The organism is Streptomyces sp. NPDC056948, from assembly GCF_042674225.1.
Lineage (GTDB): Bacteria > Actinomycetota > Actinomycetes > Streptomycetales > Streptomycetaceae > Streptomyces > Streptomyces purpurascens.
The window spans coordinates 35,699-57,582 of sequence record NZ_JBHUQX010000003.1 but is presented as its reverse complement, the minus strand read 5'-3'; the positions used below and the strand labels follow the sequence as shown (position 1 = coordinate 57,582).

Genomic DNA, 21,884 nt, shown 5'->3' with positions numbered 1-21,884 from the left:
GGGGGCGCGGGGCTCAGAGCCAGCCCTGGCTGCGGGCCTCGCGTAGGGCCTCCGTGCGGTTGCGGGTGCCCGTCTTGCCGATGGCGGAGGAGAGGTAGTTGCGGACGGTGGACTCCGAGAGATGGAGTCGGGCGGCGATGTCGGCGACCGTCGCGCCGTCCGCCGAGGCCTTGAGGGTGTCGCTCTCGCGGCCGGTCAGGGGGTTGGGACCGGCGCTGAGCGCGGCGGTGGCGAGGGCGGGATCCACGACGGTCTCGCCGGCGAGGACACGGCGGATGGCGGCGGCCAGTTCCTCCACCGGGCCGTCCTTCACGAGGAAGCCGGTGGCTCCCGCCTCCATCGCGCGGCGCAGATAGCCGGGGCGGCCGAACGTGGTGAGGATCAGCACGCGGCAGTCCGGGACCCGGGTGCGCAGGTCGACGGCGGCGTCCAGGCCGCTTCTGCCCGGGAGTTCGATGTCGAGGAGGGCGACGTCGGGGCGGTGGGCGAGGGCCGCGTCCAGGATCGCGTCACCGGCCGCCACCTGGGCGACGACCTCGATGTCGTCCTCCATGCCGAGCAGCAGCGCGAGCGCGCCGCGCATCATGCCCTGGTCCTCCGCGAGCAGCACGCGGATGGGTCTGTCGGTCACGCGCCCAGGGTAGAGCGGGGTGTGTCGAGCAGCGAGGCCAGCGTTTCGGTGAAGGCCGTCGCCGAGTGGTCGGCGTGCTCGCGTATGCGGGTCGCTACGGCGTCGGCTCCGCCGCCCTCCACGAGCTGGACGACCCGGTCGATGTTCTGCTCGTGCGGTTCCTGGGTGGACAGATAGAAGTCCGTCGCGTCGTACGCCATGTGGAAGACGTGCTTCTTCACATCGCTCAGCGTCAGGTAGTCGTCGTGGGTCTTCGGGGTCGGCTCGGGCGCTCCGACACACACCGCCGGGGTGCCGGCGCCCCAGGCGTTGACCGCCAGGTGGTAGGTGTCCGTGATGACCAGCCGGTAGCGGGGCAGGACCCTCACCAGGTCGCCGATGGTGTGGTCGCCCGGGCGGGCCGCGATGTGGCCGACCGGAGCGGGGACGTCCCGGTCGAACCAGGGCAGCCACTCCAGGGGAGCGCCCAGGCGGTCGGACAGTTCCTGGCAGGAGGCGGGCAGCCACGCCGGGACGGGCGTCCTGGCGCCGAGGAACACACCGATCGCACCGCCGTCCGGTACCGACCGGGACCAGTCCGTCGTCGGGAGGTGGTCGAGGTCGCCCGGGCGGGACAGCAGCGCCGCGTCCGAACCGAAGTAGTCGGTCGTACGGTCCCCGCGCAGGTGCGCGATCTTCGCGGCCGAGAGCGGGTCACGCACCCAGGTGCGGTGGTTGCGCGTCACCAGACGCGAGAACAAGGGGCCGTACTCCTTGTCCTCGTAGTCCGACTGCGTGTTGTGCAGGATGGTCCCGCCGTAGCTGAGGGTCCGCGCGAGGAGCTCGTCGGGCTGGTCCGCGAACAGCAGGGTCCGGTTCAGCAGGGTCCGGGCGGCGTCACGGTCCGCGGCGATGCCGAAGTCGAGCAGACGGTTCGTCGCGTCCTGCGCCAGATAGTGCCGGGTGTGCAGGAAGTCGCCCCAGAAGACGACCGCGTCGTGGTCGCGGAGCGTGTCGAGGTGCTCGGCCAGCGGAAGGAAACGGAACGGGAAGTCGGTGCCTTGCGCGCACGCGCGTAGCGGCACGGTGTCCGGCGTGTGCAGGGTGAACCAGGTGGCGTCGACCTCGTCGACCTCGGTGGTCATCCGCCGCCGCAGGGACTCGAACGCCAAGTCGACGGTCAGCATGCCGGTGTTGCGGTACCCGATGTTCGGCGCGGTGATGACGGCGACGCGTGCCATGTGCTCCATTTCCCCCAGCCGTTGCCAACGCCGTCGAGGTACGGCGCGCCCCCTCGGCCAACGTACACGGCGACGTCTCTCCGCAGAGGTCCCGCCCCCTGCGGCCGGCTGCCTGCCGACGGCGAGGTGTCACGCCGGTTCCACCACCGCCGGGCGCGCATCCGCCGTATCGACATCGAGCGGGAGTTCCGCCGTCACCGCGAATCCGCCCCTCGCCCGCGGCCCCGCCGTCAGCGATCCCCCCGCCACCGCGAGCCGTTCCGTCAGCCCGGTCAGACCCGTGCCCCCGAGCCCACCGAACCCCCAGGGCCCGCTCACGGCTCCAAGCTCGCCAGCGGCACAGGACTCACCCACGCCGACCGCCTTGCTCCCGCCCGCGCCGTCGCCGGCCGCCCCGGCCCCGCCGTCGCCGACCGCCCCGCCCGCGCGGTCGCCGACCGCCCCGGCCCCGCCGTCGGCGACCGTCCCGGCCCGGCCGATGCCGACCGCCCTGCTCCCGCCCGTGGCGACCGCCCCGGCCCCACCGTCGCCGACCACCCCGCCCCCGCCGTTGCCGTCCGCCCCGTCCCGGCCCGCGCCGACTGCCCTGCTCCCGCCCGTGGCGACCGCCCCGGCCCCGCCGTCGCCGACCGTCGCGGCCCGGCCCGTGGCGGCTGCCCTGCTCCCGCCCGTGGCGACCGTCCCGGCCCGGCCGATGCCGACCGCCCTGCTCCCGCCCGTGGCGACCGCCCCGGCCCCGCCGTCGGCAACCGCCCCGGCCCCGCCGTCGCCGACCACCCCGCCCCCGCCGTCGGCAACCACCCCGGCCCCGCCCGCGCCGACCATCCCGCGCCCACCCATGGCAACCACCCCCGCCCCGTCATCCGCCACACTCACCCGCACCCGCTCCCCGGCCCCCGCCAGCGTGATCTCGCAACGCGCCGCGTCGCTGTGTCGTACGACGTTCGTCACCGCCTCCCGTATCACCCAGCCCAGCAGGACCTCGGTCTGCGGTCCGAGCGGGGGGCCGGTTCGGGCCACGGTGAGGGTGATGCCCGCCGCGGTCAGGGCCGAATGCGCGCGGTCGAGTTCCGTGTCGAGGCTGCCCTGCCGGTAGCCGGTCACGGCCTCGCGGATCTCCGTCAGGGCCTGGCGGCCCACGGCCTCGATGTCCGTGATCTGGGCCAGCGCCGCGTCCAGGTCGCGGGCGGCCAGGCGGCGGGCCGCCTCCGACTTCACGACGATCACCGACATCGTGTGCCCGAGCAGATCGTGCAGGTCACGGGAGAAGCGGAGCCGTTCCTTCTCGACCGCACGGCGGGCCAGCTCCTCGCGGGCGGCGCGCAGCTCCCGTACGGCCTCGGAGAGGCGGATGATCGCGGCCGTCACCATCGCCGAGATCCACGTGGCGTACGCGATGTCGAGGCCGCCCCAGCCGTCGTGGAAGCAGGACACCGCACCCGCCAGCAGCGCCACGGCCGTACTGGCGGGCCGCAGCTGCGACAGCCGCAGGGCCGCGCCCGTCGCGAGCCCGAGCAGGGGGAAGAACAGCAGCCAGGAGCCGCCGTAGCCGACGCCGAGCGCGCAGGTCACCGCCGCCAGCAGGGCGAGCGCCACCCGCGTGGAGAGGGCCTCGCGCTTCTCCCGGTCGAACGCGCGGAACGCCACGTAGATGTACAGCGAGTTGAAGGTGAACAGACCCAGCCCGCCGATCCACGGGTCCGTCGTCCGGTCCTGGAAGAGGTTGGAGAACGCGCCCATCCCCATCAGCAGCCACGGCAGCAGCGTGAAACCGCTGGGCGCCGGGCCGGGGTTCTCGGGGAGCTCGCCCGACTTCCGGGCGGCCCGCCACTCGGCCTTGAGCCGTGTCCTGTTCGCCTTGTAGTACCGCCGGTGCTCCCTGGCCTGCCGGACGGCCGACCGTGTCGCCTCGACGTGGCACCTGACCTTGCCTGTCCAGGACATGTCCCCGCCTTCGATCGTGGTCATGGCAGTGACGCTACGGATCCGGCGTGGTGGGCGGCAGATGCGGTTGTACGGAGTCCGGCAGGACAAATGTCACCGGTGCCCACCCTCCCGGATCCCCGCGATCTGACACGACGTCAGGAGGCTTCACAAGTGTGGGGGCCTGGGCTATACAGAGGGCGCGGGACTGGAACGCGTTCCAGTTGGATTCGGTCCGTTCCGGTCCGGTCCCAGACGGCCTCGGTGCGGCCGACGGTGCGGACGGCCGTGCCGAGGTCTCTTCCACGGCGATGCCGAGGTCTTCCTACGGCGATCAGGAGCCCCATGCCCATCGACGCAGCCAAGGCGCTCGCCGCCGAACCCCGGACCGGCGAGATCACCTGGGACCACAAGGACGTGCAGCTCTACCACCTCGGCATCGGCGCGGGCACCCCCGCCACCGACCCCGACGAGCTGCGCTACACCCTGGAGTCCCGGCTGCACGTCCTGCCGAGCTTCGCCACCGTCGCGGGCGGCGGAAAGCCCGGGGTGACCAGCGGGCTGTCCATGCCCGGCATCGAGGTCGACCTCGCCCGTGTCCTGCACGGCGGCCAGAGCCTCGTCATCCACCGGCCCCTCCCGGCGACGGGCACCGCCACCGCGACCAACCGGGTCGCCGCCGTGTACGACAAGGGCAAGGCGGCCGTCCTGGTACTGCGTACCGAAGTCGGCGACGCCGACGGCCCGTTGTGGACCAACGACGCCCAGATCTTCATCCGAGGCGAGGGCGGCTGGGGCGGCGACCGCGGCCCCTCCGCCCGGCTCGATCCGCCCGCCGGTGAGCCGGACCGGATCGTCGAGCGGCACGTCCGCGAGGACCAGGCCCTCCTCTACCGCCTCTCCGGCGACTGGAACCCCCTGCACGCCGACCCCGAGTTCGCCAAGGTCGCCGGGTTCGAGCGGCCCATCCTGCACGGGCTGTGCACCTACGGCATGACGCTCAAGGCGGTCGTCGACACGCTGCTCGGCGGGGACGTGACCCGGGTGCGCACCTACACCACCCGGTTCGCCGGGGTCGTGTACCCGGGGGAGACGCTGCGGATCCGCATGTGGCACACGCGGGAGTCCACCAGGGTCGCCGTCAGCGCCGCAGAGCGGGACGACGCGCCCGTCCTCGCCGACACGATCGTCGAACACACCTGAGTACAGAACTGAGTCCAGAACGCCGTACGAGGGGAGCCGCACCATGCGCGCAGCCGTACTGCACGAGATCGGCCAGGACAAACTGGAGGTCCTCGACGACGTCGAGGCGGTGGGGTTCGGACCCGGCAAGGTGCGGATCAGGGTGCGCGCCACGGGGCTGTGCCACTCGGACCTGTCCGCGATGAGCGGGGTACTGCCGCAGCCCGCGCCCTTCGTGCCCGGGCACGAGGGGGCGGGGGAGATCCTCGAAGTCGGCGAGGGCGTCGGCCACTTGAAGGCCGGTGACCGGGTCGTCGTGTGCTGGCTGCCCGCCTGCGGTGCCTGTCCCGCCTGCAAGCGCGGGCAGACCGAACTGTGCCTCGCCGGGTTCATGAACGCCGGCACGCCCAACTTCAAGCGCCCCGGAGGGGACGTCTTCGGTTTCGCCGGCACCGGCACCTTCACCGAGGAGGTCGTCGTCGACGCCGGCTGCGCGGTGCCGATACCCGACGACGTGCCCTTCGACATCGCCGCCCTCATCGGCTGCGGTGTGACGACCGGGCTGGGCGCCGCGCTCAACACGGCGGACCTGGAGGCCGGTTCGTCGGTGGCGGTCATCGGGTGCGGGGGCGTCGGCATCTCGGTGATCCAGGGGGCCCGGCTGCGGGGCGCCGCCGAGATCGTCGCCGTCGACCCCATCGCCTCGCGCCGCGAGATCGCGCTCAAGTTCGGTGCCACCAAGGCCGTCTCCCCGGACGAACTGCCCGACGCCAAACAGCAGCTCACCGCCGGTGAGGGCTTCGACTACGTCTTCGAGGTCGTCGGCAAGTCGGCCACGGCACGGACCGCGTACGACACCACCCGGCGCGGCGGCACCCTCGTCGTGGTCGGCGCGGGCGCCATGGACGACTTCCTCCAGCTCAACATGTTCGAGCTGTTCTTCGACGAGAAGCGCGTCCTGCCGTCCATGTACGGCGGCGGAGACGTCCTGCGCTCCTACGAACGCACCATCGCCCTGTGGCGCGCGGGCCGGGTCGACCTGGCGGGCCTGATCACCCACCGGGTCCCGTTCGCCGACGTCAACGAGGCCCTGGACCAGATGCGGACCGGGACCGCCCTGCGTACGTGCATCGAGATGTGAGGACGCACACCATGCCGCTGCCTCTCCAGGGACTGTCCGCCGTCGTCACGGGCGCGGGCCGCGGGCTCGGCCGGGCCGAGGCGCTGGAACTCGCCCGGCTCGGTGCCGCCGTGGTCGTCAACGACTACGGGCAGGCGGGCCGCGACGGCAGCGGCGAGGCGTCCGCCGGGCCCGCCGAGGAGGTCGCCGCCGAGATCCGTGCGGCGGGCGGGGCCGCCCTCGCACACACCGGTGACGTCTCCGACTTCCGGCAGGCGGGCGAACTGGTCGAGTCGGCCGTAGCCGAGTTCGGCAGGCTCGACATCCTCGTCAACAACGCGGGCATCCTGCGCGACCGCATGGTGTTCTCGATGGCCGAGGGGGAGTGGGACGCCGTGCTCCGGGTGCATCTCAAGGGGCACTTCAACACCACCCGGTTCGCCGCCGCCCACTGGCGGGAGCGGTCCAAGCGGGCCGGGGCGCCGGTGTTCGGGCGGATCGTGAACACCTCCTCGGAGGCGTTCCTCGCCGGTTCCGCCGGGCAGCCCAACTACGCGGCGGCCAAGGGCGGCATCGTCGGCCTCACCACCTCCACGGCCCTCGCCCTCGGCAAGTACGGGGTGACGGCCAACGCGATCTGCCCCCGCGCCCGCACCCGGATGACCGAGGACGTCTTCGCGGGCGTCGAGCACGCTTCCGGCAACGGCCTCGACCCGCTCGCCCCCGAGCATGTCGCCCCGCTCGTCGGCTATCTGGCCTCGCCCGCAGCCGCCCAGGTGAACGGGCAGCTCCTCGTGGTGCACGGCGGGATGGTCGCCGTCGTCGAACGGCCGCGGGTCGCCGCCAAGTTCGACAGCAAGCAGGACACCTTCACGTACGACGAACTGGAGGCCGTCCTCGGGCCGTACTACGCGGACCGGCCGGCGGGGGAGACCTTCGCGGCGGCGGAGGTGCTGGGACTGAAACGCGGCTGAGGAACGCTGAACGGCCCCACCCGTCGTGCAGTGGGTGGGGCCGTCAGCTCTTCGGTCACTGACGTTCCGTCAGGCTGCCGTCTCGGTCTGCCCGGTCTCCGCCACCGGCTTGCGGTGGCGGCCGCGCGGAGCCGTCTCGCCGTCGTGCGTGGAGACCTCACCACGGTGCCGGCCGTGGCCGGCGGAGGTCTCCTGGACGTCGGCAGCGTGCAGCTGGTTCGTGCTGGCGTCGCTCATCGGATGGAATTCACCCCGTCAACATGATCTTTCTTACAGCCGGGTGAGTGTATCCGGCACCCCGCATCGGGGATCCAGGCGGCCACGCCAACCGGCACTAGTTCGTTACAAGCCGTCCCAATGGCGCTTGCTGCAGCGGGACCGGACGCGGGGCGGAGGGGGTCAGGGGCGCCGGTTCCGTTCCAAATTCCGCTCCCGGTTCAAATTCCGCTCCCGGTTCCGTTCCCGCTCCCGGTTCCGTTCCCGGTCCCGGTCCTGTTCCCGGTCCCTGTCCCGGTTCCGGGGGGTGCCCCGGTGCGGCGGTTCTGCCGGCGGTCCGCGGGTCCGTCTCCTGCCCCGGCTGCGGCACCCGGCCCGGCTCCGGACAGGGCGGCGGCGCGGCGCCGGGCTCCGGCACCGCCGCCGCGGGCGCGCTCACCTGCGCCACACCGCACGGCACGACCTCCGTCGCGTACGGCAGCCGCAGCACTCCCTCCGGCGTCCACAGGCCGGTGCCCGCCAACCACCCCTCGGGCGCCGGGAGATGGTGCACCCGCCGCTCGGCCGGCCGCCACACGGCGACCCAGCTACCCGCCGGACCGTCCACGCGCAGCGCCACCGCGCAGCTCTCCGGCGTCAGCACCTGCCCCGGCTGGATCGCGAACGGCGTGACGACACAGTCCCGCAGCCGCAGGCACTCCGGGAAACGCACCGGCAGGGTGCTGCCCAGAACACCCCAGCCCAGTCGGCCCCGGCCCGGCGACGGCGCGTCCGAGCGGACGATCAGCAGCCCGCTGTCGTGGTCGGCGAGCAGCAGCCGGTCGTCGCTTTCGTCGGCGATCTGCAGCAGCGGCGACACCTCGCCGCCGCGCTCCAGATCCACCACGACGGCCTTGGTGCGCCCGCCGGTCTCCCGGTCCAGGGCCAGCAGCCGTCCCGTCGGGTCCAGCCAGACCCCGCCCGAGCAGCGGCCGGGCAGCTCGGCCAGTTGCTCGGGCCCGAAGGGGCCGCCCGCCACCAGCCACACCGCCGTCGAACGCCGGCCGACCGCCAGGGCATACGCCCGCTCGCCGCCGGGGGCGGGCGGCAGCAGCCGCAGCCGGGCGGCCGTGTCCGGGCACTCGACCGCGCCCAGGGGCACCTCGCCGGTGCCGGGCCCGGTCGGGTACAGCAGTGAGAAGGTGTGCCGCCCGGCCACCAGACGGTGGATGAGGACCCGCCCGTCGGCCATCGGCTGCACCTCGGTGCCCGGCTCCTCCGGCTGGTTGCGGGGCAGCGGCACCGCGTACGGCTCGGGGCCGTCCAGGGTCCAGCGCTCCGGGAACCAGGAGTCGCCGGCCGACGCCAGGCGTGCGGCGTAGGCACCGTCCGCGGAGAGCGCGCAGCGGGCGGGCGCGGTTCCGTCCCCGTCCCGGTCCCCGTTCCCGCCTCCGCCTCCGCCCCCGCCACCGTCCGGGTCCCCGTCCTCATGTGCCGCCGAAGGCTCGATCGCACAGGCAGTCATCGTTCGGTCACCTCCAGTGACGAACGTAGTTTTCGTGCCACAGGCGGGGAATCCGTGCGTTCCGGCTTCACACATAAGGGTGTTCCAGGAACGATTCGCCTGAGGAAAAGGGGGGATTTGTGCTGGGCGGGGCGACAGGCGGCCAACGGGGGCGGTGGCGGTGGCCGTGGCGGTTCAACGCCACAGATCAGACGGGTAGCCTTGCTCCCGTGCCCCGTCTGTCTGAAGTCATCGCCGCGCTCGAGAACCTGTGGCCCGCCCAGCGGGCCGAGTCCTGGGACGCGGTCGGCACCGTCGTGGGCGACCCGGACCAGGAGGTCACCCGGGTGCTGTTCGCCGTCGACCCGGTCCAGGAGATCGTCGACGAGGCGCTGAAGCTGGGCGCCGACCTGCTCGTCACACACCACCCGCTCTATCTGCGCGGCACGACGACCGTCGCGGCGACCCACTTCAAGGGCCGTGTCGTCCACACCCTCATCAAGAACGACATCGCGCTGCACGTCGCCCACACCAACGCCGACACCGCCGACCCGGGTGTCTCCGACGCCCTCGCGGGCGCCCTGGACCTGCGCGTCACCGGACCGCTCGTCCCGGACCCCAGCGACCCGGAGGGCCGCCGGGGCCTGGGCCGCGTCTGCGCGCTGGACCACCCGCTGACCGTCCGCGAGTTCGCCGCCCGCGCCGCCGAGCGGCTGCCCGCCACCGCGCAGGGCATCCGCGTCGCCGGCGACCCCGAGGCGGTGCTGCGCACGGTCGCCGTCAGCGGCGGCTCCGGCGACAGCCTCTTCGACCATGTACGCGCGGCGGGCGTCGACGCCTTCCTCACCGCGGACCTGCGGCACCACCCCGTGTCGGAGGCCCGCGCCCACAGCCCCCTCGCGCTGCTCGACGCGGCGCACTGGGCCACCGAGTGGCCCTGGTGCGAGCTGGCCGCGAGCCAGCTCGACGAGATCTCCGACCGGCACGGATGGGACCTGCGTGTCCACGTCTCGAAGACGGTCACCGACCCCTGGACCGCGCACGCGGCCTCTGCCCACCCGTCGCCCGCCACCCCCCTTCCAACGAGCGCTTCGCGCCCCCCTACCTCTTCTGACCCACTGGGAGCCCCGAACTGAACGCCGAGCCCGCCGACCAGATCCGACTCCTCGACGTCCAGAACTTCGACGTCCGCCTCCAGCAGCTCGCGTACAAGCGGAAGTCGCTGCCCGAGCACGCCGAGATCGAGTCGCTCGCCAAGGACCACATCCAGCTCCGCGACCTGCTCGTGGCCGCGCAGACCGAGGAGAGCGACACCGCCCGCGAGCAGACCAAGGCCGAGCAGGACGTGGACCAGGTGCGCCAGCGCGCCACCCGCGACCAGCAGCGCCTGGACTCCGGTGCCGTCACCTCCCCCAAGGACCTGGAGAACCTCCAGCGCGAGATCGCCTCCCTCGCCAAGCGGCAGGGCGATCTGGAGGACGTCGTGCTGGAGGTCATGGAGCGCCGGGAGTCCGCGCAGGAGCGGACGGCTGAGCTGACCGAGCGGGTCTCCTCCGTCCAGTCGAAGATCGACGACGCGACCGCGCGCCGGGACGCGGCCTTCGAGGAGCTCGACGGCGAGGCCGCCACGGCGACCAAGGAGCGCGAGGTAGTCGCCGGGTCCGTGCCCGCCGATCTGCTCAAGCTCTACGACCGGCTGCGCGCGCAGCAGGGCGGCATCGGCGCGGCGAAGCTGTACGCGCGAAGCTGCCAGGGCTGCCGGCAGGAGCTGGCCCTCACGGAGCTGGCCGAGATCCGCAAGGCGGCGCCCGACACGGTGATCCGCTGCGAGAACTGCGGGCGCATCCTGGTGCGCACGTCCGAGTCAGGTCTGTAAGGGCGACAGGGGCGGTGGCCGTGCGGGAGTTCATCGTCGAGGCCGACGGCGGGTCGCGGGGCAACCCGGGGCCCGCGGGCTACGGGGCCGTGGTGAGCGACGCGACGACGGGGGAGACCCTGCGGGAGGCGGCCGAGTACATCGGCGTCGCCACGAACAACGTCGCCGAGTACCGGGGCCTCCTCGCCGGCCTGCGCGCCGCCCATGAACTGGACCCGGCCGCGACGGTCCACGTCCGGATGGACTCCAAGCTCGTCATCGAGCAGATGTCGGGCCGCTGGAAGATCAAGCACCCCGACATGAAGCCCCTGGCGGCAGAGGCGGCCCGGGTGTTCCCGCCGGGGCGGGTCACGTACGAGTGGATGCCCAGGGAGCAGAACAAGCACGCGGACCGGCTGGCCAACGAGGCGATGGACGCCGGGGCCAGGGGAGAACAGTGGTCGGAGTCGACATCGACGGCCGAGCTGGACACTTCTGACGGTGCGGGGTCGGATGCCGGGGCTTCCGTCGGGCCTTCTGCCGCCGGTGGAACGACGGGGCAGGACGGCGGCGAAGCCGCGGTGGCCGGGGGCGATGCCGACCTTCGTGCCGCGCAGGCTGACGTCGATGATGCAGAGGGCGCCGGTGCGGAGGCTGATGCCGACGCACGCTCGGTGAAGGCCGACGCCGACGCCCGTGCCGCCAAGGCCGTTGCCGCGCCGGGCTGGGCACCCGCCGACATGGGCGCCCCCGCCACCTTCGTACTCCTGCGCCACGGCGAGACCCCCCTCACCCCGCAGAAGCGCTTCTCCGGCAGCGGCGGCACCGACCCCTCCCTCTCCGACGCGGGCCGGGAACAGGCCGAGCGGGCCGCCGCCCTGCTGGCCAGGCGCGGCACGATCCAGGCCGTCGTCTCGTCGCCCCTCGCCCGCACGCGGGAGACCGCAGGGATCGTCGCCGCCCGGCTCGGGCTCGACGTGAGCATCGACGACGGGCTGCGCGAGACCGACTTCGGCGCCTGGGAGGGACTCACCTTCGCCGAGGTGCGCGAGCGCCACCCCGACGACCTGAACGCCTGGCTGGCCTCCCCGGACGCCGAACCCACCGGCGGCGGCGAGAGCTTCGCGGCGACGGGCACCCGGCTCGCCGCCACCCGCGACAAGCTGGTCGCCGCGTACGCGGGCCGCACGGTCCTGCTCGTCACCCACGTGACCCCGATCAAGACGCTCGTCCGGCTCGCCCTCGGAGCCCCGCCGGAGTCCCTGTTCCGCATGGAACTCTCGGCCGCGTCCCTGTCGGTCGTGGCGTACTACGCCGACGGCAACGCCAGCGTCCGCCTCCTCAACGACACGTCCCACCTGCGCTGAGCCCCGCCGCTTCACGGGCCAGCGCCTCGACACGCCCCCAGTCGCGGGTCGCGATCGCGTCCTGCGGGAGCATCCAACTCCCGCCTACACACCCGACGTTGGGCAGTGCCAGATAATCCGGCGCGGAGGCCGAGCCGATCCCGCCCGTCGGGCAGAAGCGGGCCTGCGGCAGCGGCCCGGCGAGCGACTTCAGGTACGCCGTACCGCCCGCGGCCTCGGCCGGGAAGAACTTCATCTCCCGCACCTCGCGCTCCAGCAGCGCTACGACCTCGGACGTGGTCGACACCCCCGGCAGGAACGGCACCCCGGACGCCCGCATCGCGTCCAGTAGCAGGTCCGTCCAGCCAGGGCTGACCAGGAAGCGGGCGCCCGCGGCCACCGACTCCTCGACCTGCCCGGGGCTGATCACCGTCCCGGCACCGACCAGCGCCTCCGGCACCTGCCCCGCGATCTCCCGGATCGCCTCGAGAGCCGCGGGCGTCCGCAGCGTCACCTCGATCGCGGGCAGCCCACCGGCCACCAGCGCCCGCGCCAGCGGTACGGCGTCGCTCGCATCCTCGATGACGACGACGGGGATGACGGGCGCGAGGTCCAGCACGGAGGCGGGCAGGGGAGAGACCATGGCGGTATCCTGCCGCCGATCCAGCAGCATGCGCAAAGCTCATTGCGCATGCTGCAACAGGCATCGTTCGGCGGTCAGTGCACCTCGTCCATCAGCACGTCCAGCGCCCACGCCTGCCCCGCCTTGGCCGGCGCCTCGGCCTCGACCACGTACCCGAGCTCCCGCAACGCCGTCACCAGCTCGGCCGGGCCCTTCGGATCGACCCCGGCGGTCAGCAGGCCGCGCACGATCCGCCCCTTGGTCGCCTTGTTGAAGTGGCTGACCACCTTCCGCGTCGGCGCGTGCAGCACTCGTACCGACGCCGTCCGCCCGGCGATCTCGCCCTTCGGCTTCCAGGCGGCGGCGTACGCGGCGGACCGCAGATCCAGCACCAGCCCGTCCCCGGCCGCCTCGGGAAGCACCGACGCCATCGGCGTACGCCAGTGCGCGCCCAGCGCCCCGAGCCCCGGCAGCCTCACCCCCATCGAGCACCGGTAGGACGGAATCCGGTCCGTCACCCGCACGGCACCCCACAACCCGGAGAACACGAGCAGCGACCGCGCGGCCCGCCGCTTGGCGGAGGTATCCAGGGTCGCCAGGCCGAGGGCGTCGTAGAGCACGCCGGTGTAGATCTCCCCGGCCGGCCGCGCTCCCGCCGTCCGCAGCTCCACGTTCTTCGCGACCTCGCCCCGCAGCCCCTCGCTGAGCCCGAGCACCTCGCGCGCCTTGACCTCGTCGCCGGCACACAGCTCGACCAGCTCGGTGAGGACGGCCTCCCGGGCGTCGGTCAGCCCCGGCAGCGACAGCGACTCCGGCTTCAGCGGGGCACCGCGGCCGGAGGAGGCCTTGCCTTCGGACGGCGGCAGCAGGACAAGCACGCGTACTCCTTCGATCGAACTCCGCCGACAGCGTACGGGGACCTGCGCCGACCTCAGACGCGCGCCCGGCCGAGGGCGCGGACCAGGTCGTCGGCGTCGTCGGCGTGAAAGCGGACGACACGGACCGGGCGCCGGCGCCCGAGGAAGGTGAGATGGGTGACGGGTTCCGTCAGTTCGATCGTGACGGTCGTCTGGGCGCCCACCTCGACATTGAGCTCGCCGTCGGCCCGCTCGTGCGTCATCCTCAGCTCGCGCCGCACCGAGGCGATCCGCTCCAGCGGCACCCGCAGATCGACATGGACGTACCGCCGGATCCGCAGCTCACCACCGACCGGATCCAGTACGTGCGGACGTACGACCGACGAGGCGTGCAGCCCGATGACGAAGACGACGCTGTACACGTCCACGAAGAGGAAGACGGCGTGCACGGTGGGCCAGTCCCGGAGCAGCACCGACATCGCCACGGTCTCGACGACACACACGAAGCCGAACCCGAACATCATCGCGCCCTGCCCGCGCGCGTACCCGAACGCCCGACCACCGCCCCCGGCCCCCTGCGTACGCCGTGCCACCCACAGCACGAGACTCACGAGCACGCGCACCTCGTGCCCGACCAGCAGCCGCGCGATCCTCATCGTCGCTCCTCGGTGAGAAGGTGCAGCGTCCGGCGGATCGCCTCCGCCTGGGCCGGGGCCAGGTCGGCGTAGAAGGCGCGCAGGACACTGTCGTCGTGGTCGAGATCCCCGACCTCCGGGAACAGCCCCGGGGGAATGCAGTCGGCCAGGGCCCGGGCGGCGTCGGCGACGCGCGGATCGTCCGGCTCCGCCTCGGCGAGCGCGTCGAGCAGCGCGTACGCCTCATGGGCCCGCGCCACGGCCTCGGGATTCCCCAGGGCCTCACCCAACGACGACACGAGCTGCTCCCGTGCCTCGTCCGGCATGGCCGTCTCCAGGAAGGCCATGATCTCGCGGTCCTTGGCGGCCATGGGCGAGTCCGGAAGCTGCGCCGACCCGGCGAACAACGCGGCCAGCTCCGGCGACACCGGCCCTTCAACCGGCAACCCGCCCTCCGCCTCCAGCAGGATCCGCAACCGCCCCCGCCGCTCCCGGATGGCCTCCTCCTGCCGCGCCAGATCTTCGTCCAGCTCGGTCAGCACCTCGACCAGGTCCTTCCCGGCCTCGTCCGCCAGCACGTCCCGCACCTCGGCGAGCCCGAGCCCCAGCTCGGTGAGCCGCCGGATCCGCGCCAGCACGACGGCGTGCCGCAGGCCGTACTCCCGATACCCGTTCGCCCGCCGCTCCGGTTCGGGCAGCAGGCCCAGGTGGTGATAGTGCCGCACAGCCCGCGTGGTGACGCCGACGGCGGTGGCGAGTTCTCCGATCCGCATGGCACCAGTGAAGACGTTGACGTTGCGGCAAGGTCAAGCTGATAACCCCTGGACACGACCGACTGCCTCTGCTCCCCTGTGAGCCGGGGGGTACGAAGTGAGCACACGGCAACCGATACGAGAACAGGCCCGCTGGACCAGGGCGAGGCTGGGCCGCTGCGGACCGCCCCTCGACCTCCTCACCGCCCACTTCGACCAGCACGTCTACGCGCCGCACGCGCACACCGAGTTCACCATCGGCGTCACGGTCGGCGGCTCGGAGGTCATCGCCTACCGGGGCGGGCGGATCCACTCCTACCCCGGCTCGATCGTCGTCCTGGAACCGGGCGAGATGCACACCGGCGGCCCGGCCGCCTCCGACGGGTACGCCTATCAGGCCCTCTACGCCGAGCCGTCCCTCCTCACCGACGGCACCCTCGGCGGCCTCCCGCACTTCCGGGACGCCGTCCTCCACGACCCGGACCTGGCCACCGCCCTCCGCCGCGCCCACACGGACATCAGCACCTGCCCCGACCCGCTGGAGGCCGAGTCCCGGCTGCCCTGGCTGCTCACGGCCCTGGCCCGCCGCCACTCCACGGCCCGCGCGAGCGAGGACGCGGTGCCCGGCGCCGCCCACATCGCCAGGTCCGTACGCGACCGCCTCGCCGACGAACTGCTGGACCCTCCCTCCCTGGCCGCCCTCGCCACGGACCTCGGCCTCTCCCGCTACCAGCTCCTGCGCGCCTTCCGCACGACGATGGGCGTACCGCCGTACGCCTGGCTCGCCCAGCACCGGGTCGCCAGGGCCCGCGGACTCCTGGAGTCCGGCCTGCGCCCCGCCGAGGTCGCCGGACTCGTCGGCTTCGCCGACCAGGCGCACCTCACCCGCTGGTTCCGCCGCGTCCTGGGCGTGACCCCGGCGGCGTACCGCAACAGCGTTCAAGACACGGCGGGGTGAGGCGGCCGAGACTCGCCGCATGACTGCACGCGGCTGGTTCCTGTTCTCCCTGATGGGAGTGATCTGGGGCGTCCCCTACCTGATGATCAAGGTGGCGGTGGACGCCGTGTCCCCGTCCATGGTGGTGTTCACGCGCTGCGCCCTCGGCGCCGCACTCCTGCTCCCCTTCGCGATACGCCAGGGCGGCCTGCCCCGCACGATCCGCACCCACTGGCGCCCGATGCTGGCCTTCGCGTGCATCGAGATCATCGGCCCTTGGTGGACCCTGACCGACGCGGAACGCCACCTCTCCAGCTCGACGGCAGGCCTGCTGATCGCCGGCGTCCCGATCGTGGGCGTGGCCCTGGCTCGCTTCTTCGGCGAGACGGAGAGGCTGGGGGCGAGGCGGATGACCGGACTCGGCCTGGGCCTGGCCGGCGTAGGGGTCCTCACGGTCCCGCACCTGACGGGCGGCGACGCGAAGTCGCTGGCCGAGGTACTGGTGACGGTGGTGGGCTACGCGACGGCGCCCCTGATAGCGGCCCGCCACCTGAAGAACGTCCCGACCCTCCAGCTCATCGCCCCCTGCCTGGCCCTGTCGGCGCTGGTCTACGCCCCGGCGGCGGCGCTGACCTGGCCATCGGCCATGCCCTCCGCCTCTGTCCTGGCGGCGCTGGCGGCCCTGGGCGCCGTCTGCACGGCGGTCGCCTTCGTGGCCTTCCTGGAGCTGATCAAGGAGGCGGGCCCGACCAGGGCGACGGTCTTCACGTACGTCAATCCGGCGGTCGCGGTGGCGGCGGGCGCGATCTTTCTGGACGAGCAGCTGACGGCGGGCATCGTGGCGGCGTTCACGCTGATCCTCGCGGGCTCGGTCCTGGCGACCGCCGCCGGTCCGCGGCCCCGCTCACGCCCGGTACCATGGTCGACACGGCAGACGAGCCGGGCGGACGGCCGCGTGGAGTCCCCCTGACGGGGAGCTTCCCGAGGAACGTCCGGGCTCCACAGGGCAGGGTGATGGCTAACGGCCACCCGGGGTGACCCGCGGGACAGTGCCACAGAAAACAGACCGCCCAGCGCTTCGGCACTGGGTAAGGGTGAAACGGTGGTGTAAGAGACCACCAGTGCCCAGGGCGACCTGGGCAGCTAGGTAAACCCCACCCGGAGCAAGGTCAAGAGGAAGCACCTCGGTGCTTCTGCGCGGACGATCGAGGGCTGCCCGCCCGAGTCCGCGGGTAGACCGCACGAGGTCGGTGGCAACGCCGACCCTAGATGGATGGCCGTCGCCCGGGGCTCCGCGAGGAGCTCCGGGAACAGAACCCGGCGTATAGCCCGACTCGTCTGCCGCTGCCTGCGGCTTTGCCTAACGTGCTCGACGAGGGACCGGGCGCGCACCGCGAGGATCTGCTGCGGGAGGCTGCTCGCTTCTTCGGATGGGCGTGGCTCGGAGCCGACATCCGGGAGGCGCTGACCGGCGACATCGGCGCGTTGATCGCCGCCGGGGACTTGGTCGAGTCGGAGGGCGGCCTGATGCCTGCGGAGGGTTCTTGATCCGTTGAGGTGGGCTCTCCTCGTATCGCTTGGAGGCCCTAGATGTCCAGGTCGGGCTGTCCAGGGTGACGACCGCTGGGACGAGGCGGCCGCCACCGAGGTCGACAGCGCCGACTGCACAGGGCAGAGGCCATGCGCCCCGGTACCCGGACGCCGGTAGGGAGACCGGGCACGGCGTCCGCTGCCGTCACTGGTGACCACCGATACGACTGTCAGTACCGCCAGGTACCCTCAAACACATCGTCAACGCGGCCCGCCGGGCTTCCGCTCCACCCTGGTGGAGTCTTGAAGGACATGCCCCCACCCGCACGAGTCTTTTCGTGCTGCCTGGGGGAAGTCCTTGCTGTTCCGCGCGTCCGCGAAGACGGTCGCCGTCATGGCACTCGACGGTTCGCTGTTCCTGCACCTCACCGACCAGTTCGTCCACATGCATGGCTATCGGCCCGGCGCCTCGGAGGTGCGTTCCTGGGAGCGCAGCATTCCCGTCCTGGCCGCCGCACTCAACGATGCCGGCCTGGGCGACGTGGAGGTCATGCTGGAGTACGCGCTCCCGCTGAACAGCAAGCGGGCCGACGTCGTACTCGCCGGTGTGCACCCGGTCACGGGAGAGCCGTCCTACGTCGTGGTGGAGCTGAAGCAGTGGAGCCAGGCACTGCCTCACGAGGACGATCCCACCTTGTGCCATGTTGATGCCTATGCCCATCCGGTCCTCAACCCCATCGAGCAGGTCCGCCGCTACTGCGAATACCTCGTCAATTTCAACGGGGCGCTGGCCGAACACGCGCACCGGGTGGCCGGAGTGGCATTTCTGCACAACGCCACCGAGTTCGGCGTGACTGGGCTGCGGGAGATCGAGCGTGACGGCCACGGACTGCTCTTCACCGCGGAACGCCGAGGCGCCTTCCTCGACCACCTTCGTGCCAGGCTGAGCGACAAGCCCCCAGGGGCCCGGGCGGCGGACGAACTCCACGCAGGCGCCACGGTGCCGTCGAAGCAGCTCATGTCCGTGGCCGCAGAGGAGGTTCGCGAGCGTACACAATTCGTCCTCCTCGACGAGCAGCAGGTCGCATACCGCATGGTGCTCAACGCCGTGGAGAAAGCAAAGCGCGCCGACCGCAAGGAGGTCGTCATCGTCACGGGCGGCCCCGGCACCGGCAAGAGCGTCATTGCTCTCCAACTGCTCGGTGAGCTCTACCGGCGCGGGGTCTCGGCACTGCACGCCACCGGCTCGCAGTCGTTCACGAAGACGATGAGGAAGGTCGCCGGAGCCCGCAAGCGCGAGGTCCAGGACCTGTTCAAGTATTTCAACAGCTTCATGACGGCCGAGAAGAACAGCCTGGGTGCCCTGATCTGCGACGAGGCGCACCGCGTCCGGGAGACTTCGGCCAACCGTTACACGCGCGCCGCGCACCGCACAGGCAAGGCGCAGATCGACGAACTCATCGACGTGGCCTACGTGCCTGTTTTCTTCCTGGACGAGCACCAGGTCGTCCGCCCTGGCGAGATGGGCACGGTGGCCGAGATCAAGGCGGCAGCGGCGAAGCGGGGCATCCCCTGCAGTGTCGTCCCGCTGGACAGCCAGTTCCGTTGCGGTGGTAGTGACGCCTACCTGCGCTGGGTGGTCCGTCTCCTCGGCCTGGAGCCGGGCGGGCCGGTCGTATGGGAACCTGACGACCGCATGCGGTTGCTTGTCGCCGACAGTCCGCGGGAGATGGAAGCCTTCCTCGAAGCGCGCCGGGCCCATGACTACGGTGCTCGCATGTCCGCCGGCTACTGCTGGCGTTGGTCCCCGGAACCCAAGCCCGGCGACCCGCTCCCGCCCGACGTCGTCATCGGCGACTGGGTCCGTCCCTGGAATCTGCGTGGTGACCGCTCCGTCTCCGGCGCACCACCGGCAGTCCTGTGGGCCACCGACCCGGCCGGCTTCGGTCAGGTCGGGTGCGTCTACACCGCCCAGGGCTTCGAGTACGACTGGTCCGGCGTCATCATCGGCCCCGACCTGGTCTGGCGCGGCGACCGCTGGGTCACGGACCGCACGGCGTCCAAGGATCCGGTTTTCAAGCGCTCGACGCCGGATGCCGACGTGGACCGACTGATCCGCAACACATACAAGGTGCTCTTGACCCGCGGAATGGTCGGCACGGTCGTCTACTCCACGGACCGGGAAACCCGGGAAAAACTACGGGAATTGGTGGGTGCTGAGCGGCGCGTGGCTGTCACGGCGTGAACGATCGGCCTGAACCCACAGCTTTTCCGCCAACTTGCTGCTGACATGCCATGAGTTGGCGGGAGGAGTTCGCATGAGCTGTAGCGCTCCCTAAGATCACCCGTACCAATTGCGGCCCGACGGGCTTCCCCTGCGCGAGGACACGCCCCCACCCGCACGAGTCACTCGTGCCCTGGGGGAACCACCTCGTGTCCATGCTCCTGCTGAGGCTGTCTGCGCAGGATCTGCTCACTCTGAACTCGAGGCGCCGGATGGTGCCCCACCTCGCGGCGAGGTGGAAGCACTTCCGGAAAACCGATGCCTCGCTCTCCGAACGAACCGCCTGGGCGGAAAGCCTGGTCGAACTGGCCCAGGACCTCATCGAGGCGGGTCGCGGCAATGTGGAGATGATCGTCGAATGCGGTGCGACCGCCGACGAACCCGAGAATCCCCACGACCAGCGCCTCATCGATGTGGTGCTCGCCGGGCACCACCCCGAGACCTACCGTCCGTCGTACCAACTGGTAGAGCTGAAACGATGGTCCACGGTCACGAGAGTCGAGAAGGCCACTGCCGAACTGGTCCATGTTCCGGGAATCTGCGAGCCGAAGCGACACCCCGCCCTGCAACTGCGCGAGTACTTCCAGCTCTTCACGGGCGACGAGGGTCCGCTGGCCGGGCATCGCATCGAATGCGGCGGCTTCACGTATCTCCACAATGCCACGGAGGAGTCCGTAAGGCCCCTGTTGACCGTCGATGCACCCATGGGGCCCTACGCGCGCACCTACACCAAGGACCGCCGCAACAGGCTGCTTGCCGACTTGCGAAAGCACTTCGCGGAAGAAGGCGGTGACTCGGCAGCCGAGCTGCTGCTGCAGGGCCTGAGCCTCCGCAACACGCCGCTTCTCGACGCGATGATCAAGTCCCGTGGTGAGGACACCGTGTTTGCGCTGCGGGGCAAGCAAAAGGAGGTTGCCGAGGACGTACTGGACAAGGCTTCGCTCATCCTCGGCGATCCTGACCAGCCGGGCCTCATACCGGATGACCGCCGTGCCGTGTTCATCATCACGGGTGGCGCGGGCACGGGGAAAAGCGCTGTCGGACTGGAACTCAAGGCAGAGTTCGAAGCTGACGGACGAACGGTCAAGTATGCGAGCGGCAGTCGAGCCTTCAACGGGGCGCTGCAGGAGCACGTCGGTTACGGGGACAAAGAGTTCAAGGAGAGCTTCTCCTACTTCAGCAACTTCGTCACACCACCCGAGCCGCCTCTTGATGTCCTCATCTGCGATGAGGCCCACCGCATGAGGGACCGCACCACCAACCGCTACCTGCCCGCGGAGCGGCAGGGAACGAAACCTCAGGTGGACGAGCTGCTGGACGCGTCCCGTCTCACAGTGTTCTTTCTCGACGGAAGCCAGACTGTTCGTCCGAATGAGGTTGGCACGGTTGACCTGATCGTGAACGCCGCCAAGGCCCGAGGCCTGGCGCCGGGCCGTCACGAACTCACCGACCAGTACCGCTGCGGGGGAAGCGACGGGTATGTGCGCTGGGTGCAGGACCTTCTGGGACTGACAGGCGACGAACCGCGGATGTGGACCCCTGACGGGCTGATGCACGTCGAGGTCGCCGACAGCCCGGAGGAACTGGAGCGGATCATCAGGACGGAGTCCGAAGCCGGCGCCTCGGCGCGCATGGTCGCAGGCTTTTGCTGGCCCTGGTCCAAACCGCGGGGCGAGGGAAAGGGGAGGTGGCTGGAGGAGGACGTACGCATCGGCGGCTGGCACCAGCCCTGGAACGCTGACAGCACAAGTTGGTGCGAGAACGGGACAGTGCCTCCCTCGAAGATCTGGTCGGTGGACCCGGCCGGCATCAACCAGATCGGCTGCGTTTACACCGCCCAGGGCCTGGAGTGGGACTGGTGCGGCGTGATCATGGGCGAGGACATGGTGCGCCGCGACGGCCGTTGGGTCTTCCGGCGCGGCAAGACGCGCAAGGACCCGAAAACGGGGGTCAAGCGCGTCGCGGTCCCCGGTTCCTTCGACCCGAGGCTGCGGTGGAAGAACCTGAGCGAGGAGGACTTCGCGCGGTGCATCCGGCACGCGTACCACGTCCTCATGACCCGGGCGAGCCGTGCCACCGTCCTCTACTCCACGGACGAGGAGACGCAGGCCTACCTGAGGGAGGCCGTCGGTGACGTGCAGATACACGACCTGCGGCCCACGTGGGACAACCTTCCACCCATAGCCAGGGTCCCTCACCTTCCCCGCCCCAAGGGGAAGCGCAAAGGTTCACGCAACCGGAAGAAGAAGCAGAACCAGCCCCACTCCGGGCAGCGACCTCTTTTCTGAGGATCTGAGGAGTGGCGGGCTCACCGGGC

At 71.5% G+C, this 21,884-nt stretch carries 19 protein-coding genes, 1 other RNA gene and 1 pseudogene; 12 read left to right on the top strand and 9 right to left on the bottom strand.

Annotated features, from left to right (window positions below):
• Positions 1–13: 13 nt before the first annotated feature.
• The 3 genes from ACFTZL_RS00995 to ACFTZL_RS00985 all read right to left on the bottom strand — a co-directional run bounded on the left by ACFTZL_RS00995 (position 14) and on the right by ACFTZL_RS00985 (position 3,819).
• Positions 14–631 carry a response regulator gene (locus ACFTZL_RS00995; protein ID WP_382576605.1) on the bottom strand — a complete coding sequence of 206 codons (618 nt, stop codon included), beginning with the start codon at positions 629–631 and terminating at the stop codon, positions 14–16.
• Positions 628–1,851, bottom strand: a complete 1,224-nt coding sequence (locus ACFTZL_RS00990) for a hypothetical protein (protein WP_382576603.1) — start codon at positions 1,849–1,851, stop codon at positions 628–630. The genes ACFTZL_RS00995 and ACFTZL_RS00990 overlap by 4 nt, the downstream gene beginning before the upstream one ends.
• Positions 1,852–1,980: 129 nt before the next feature.
• Positions 1,981–3,819, bottom strand: a complete 1,839-nt coding sequence (locus ACFTZL_RS00985) for a histidine kinase (protein WP_382576601.1) — start codon at positions 3,817–3,819, stop codon at positions 1,981–1,983.
• Between the two features lie 300 nt (positions 3,820–4,119).
• Here ACFTZL_RS00985 and ACFTZL_RS00980 point away from each other — a divergent pair, with 300 nt between their 5' ends.
• The 3 genes from ACFTZL_RS00980 to ACFTZL_RS00970 are packed head-to-tail and all read left to right on the top strand — an operon-like array spanning position 4,120 to position 7,050.
• Positions 4,120–4,977 (top strand): MaoC/PaaZ C-terminal domain-containing protein, encoded by an 858-nt coding sequence (locus tag ACFTZL_RS00980; protein ID WP_382576599.1) that lies wholly within the window; start codon positions 4,120–4,122, stop codon positions 4,975–4,977.
• A gap of 43 nt (positions 4,978–5,020) precedes the next feature.
• Positions 5,021–6,097 carry a Zn-dependent alcohol dehydrogenase gene (locus ACFTZL_RS00975; RefSeq protein ID WP_382576596.1) on the top strand — a complete coding sequence of 359 codons (1,077 nt, stop codon included), beginning with the start codon at positions 5,021–5,023 and terminating at the stop codon, positions 6,095–6,097.
• A gap of 11 nt (positions 6,098–6,108) precedes the next feature.
• The gene (locus tag ACFTZL_RS00970; protein WP_382576594.1) at positions 6,109–7,050 is read left to right on the top strand and encodes a 3-oxoacyl-ACP reductase; all 942 of its coding nucleotides are present in this window, start codon (positions 6,109–6,111) and stop codon (positions 7,048–7,050) included.
• Positions 7,051–7,119: 69 nt separating this feature from the next.
• On the opposite strand, the gene ACFTZL_RS00965 is transcribed toward ACFTZL_RS00970, so the two are convergent.
• On the bottom strand, positions 7,120–7,287 hold the full coding sequence (locus ACFTZL_RS00965) for a hypothetical protein (RefSeq protein ID WP_382576592.1): 168 nt from the start codon (positions 7,285–7,287) through the stop codon (positions 7,120–7,122).
• 97 nt (positions 7,288–7,384) lie between these two features.
• On the bottom strand, positions 7,385–8,770 hold the full coding sequence (locus ACFTZL_RS00960; protein ID WP_382576589.1) for a hypothetical protein: 1,386 nt from the start codon (positions 8,768–8,770) through the stop codon (positions 7,385–7,387).
• A 209-nt stretch (positions 8,771–8,979) separates the two neighbouring features.
• Here ACFTZL_RS00960 and ACFTZL_RS00955 point away from each other — a divergent pair, with 209 nt between their 5' ends.
• The 3 genes from ACFTZL_RS00955 to ACFTZL_RS00945 are packed head-to-tail and all read left to right on the top strand — an operon-like array spanning position 8,980 to position 11,971.
• Positions 8,980–9,885: a Nif3-like dinuclear metal center hexameric protein gene (locus ACFTZL_RS00955; RefSeq protein WP_382576588.1), complete on the top strand. Its 906-nt coding sequence runs from the start codon at positions 8,980–8,982 to the stop codon at positions 9,883–9,885.
• A complete protein-coding gene (locus ACFTZL_RS00950; RefSeq protein ID WP_382576624.1) occupies positions 9,882–10,625 on the top strand; it encodes a zinc ribbon domain-containing protein in 744 nt (247 codons plus the stop codon). The genes ACFTZL_RS00955 and ACFTZL_RS00950 overlap by 4 nt, the downstream gene beginning before the upstream one ends.
• Before the next feature lie 20 nt (positions 10,626–10,645).
• Positions 10,646–11,971: a bifunctional RNase H/acid phosphatase gene (locus ACFTZL_RS00945; protein ID WP_382576586.1), complete on the top strand. Its 1,326-nt coding sequence runs from the start codon at positions 10,646–10,648 to the stop codon at positions 11,969–11,971.
• Here the strand turns inward: ACFTZL_RS00945 and ACFTZL_RS00940 are convergent.
• The 4 genes from ACFTZL_RS00940 to ACFTZL_RS00925 form a co-directional block, all read right to left on the bottom strand.
• Positions 11,946–12,593 carry a bifunctional 4-hydroxy-2-oxoglutarate aldolase/2-dehydro-3-deoxy-phosphogluconate aldolase gene (locus ACFTZL_RS00940; RefSeq protein WP_382576584.1) on the bottom strand — a complete coding sequence of 216 codons (648 nt, stop codon included), beginning with the start codon at positions 12,591–12,593 and terminating at the stop codon, positions 11,946–11,948. The genes ACFTZL_RS00945 and ACFTZL_RS00940 overlap by 26 nt on opposite strands.
• Positions 12,594–12,667: 74 nt before the next feature.
• On the bottom strand, positions 12,668–13,450 hold the full coding sequence (yaaA, locus tag ACFTZL_RS00935) for a peroxide stress protein YaaA (RefSeq protein WP_382576581.1): 783 nt from the start codon (positions 13,448–13,450) through the stop codon (positions 12,668–12,670).
• A 53-nt stretch (positions 13,451–13,503) separates the two neighbouring features.
• Entirely contained in the window at positions 13,504–14,085 is a 582-nt protein-coding gene (locus ACFTZL_RS00930; RefSeq protein WP_382576579.1) for a hypothetical protein, read from the bottom strand.
• A complete protein-coding gene (locus ACFTZL_RS00925) occupies positions 14,082–14,837 on the bottom strand; it encodes a MerR family transcriptional regulator (protein WP_382576576.1) in 756 nt (251 codons plus the stop codon). The genes ACFTZL_RS00930 and ACFTZL_RS00925 overlap by 4 nt, the downstream gene beginning before the upstream one ends.
• Before the next feature lie 97 nt (positions 14,838–14,934).
• On the opposite strand from ACFTZL_RS00925, the gene ACFTZL_RS00920 reads away from it, so the two are divergent.
• The 6 genes and pseudogenes from ACFTZL_RS00920 to ACFTZL_RS00895 all read left to right on the top strand — a co-directional run bounded on the left by ACFTZL_RS00920 (position 14,935) and on the right by ACFTZL_RS00895 (position 21,855).
• Positions 14,935–15,774: an AraC family ligand binding domain-containing protein gene (locus tag ACFTZL_RS00920; RefSeq protein WP_382576574.1), complete on the top strand. Its 840-nt coding sequence runs from the start codon at positions 14,935–14,937 to the stop codon at positions 15,772–15,774.
• Positions 15,775–15,793: 19 nt separating this feature from the next.
• Positions 15,794–16,573, top strand: a pseudogene (locus ACFTZL_RS00915) (DMT family transporter); the annotation flags it as partial.
• A gap of 115 nt (positions 16,574–16,688) precedes the next feature.
• Positions 16,689–17,094: RNase P RNA component class A (rnpB, locus tag ACFTZL_RS00910), an RNA gene on the top strand.
• Positions 17,095–17,109: 15 nt separating this feature from the next.
• Positions 17,110–17,301 (top strand): hypothetical protein, encoded by a 192-nt coding sequence (locus ACFTZL_RS00905; RefSeq protein WP_382576571.1) that lies wholly within the window; start codon positions 17,110–17,112, stop codon positions 17,299–17,301.
• Positions 17,302–17,641: 340 nt separating this feature from the next.
• On the top strand, positions 17,642–19,528 hold the full coding sequence (locus ACFTZL_RS00900) for a DNA/RNA helicase domain-containing protein (RefSeq protein ID WP_382576569.1): 1,887 nt from the start codon (positions 17,642–17,644) through the stop codon (positions 19,526–19,528).
• A gap of 194 nt (positions 19,529–19,722) precedes the next feature.
• Positions 19,723–21,855, top strand: coding sequence for a DUF2075 domain-containing protein (locus ACFTZL_RS00895; RefSeq protein ID WP_382576621.1), 2,133 nt, complete (start codon positions 19,723–19,725; stop codon positions 21,853–21,855).
• Positions 21,856–21,884 lie beyond the last annotated feature (29 nt).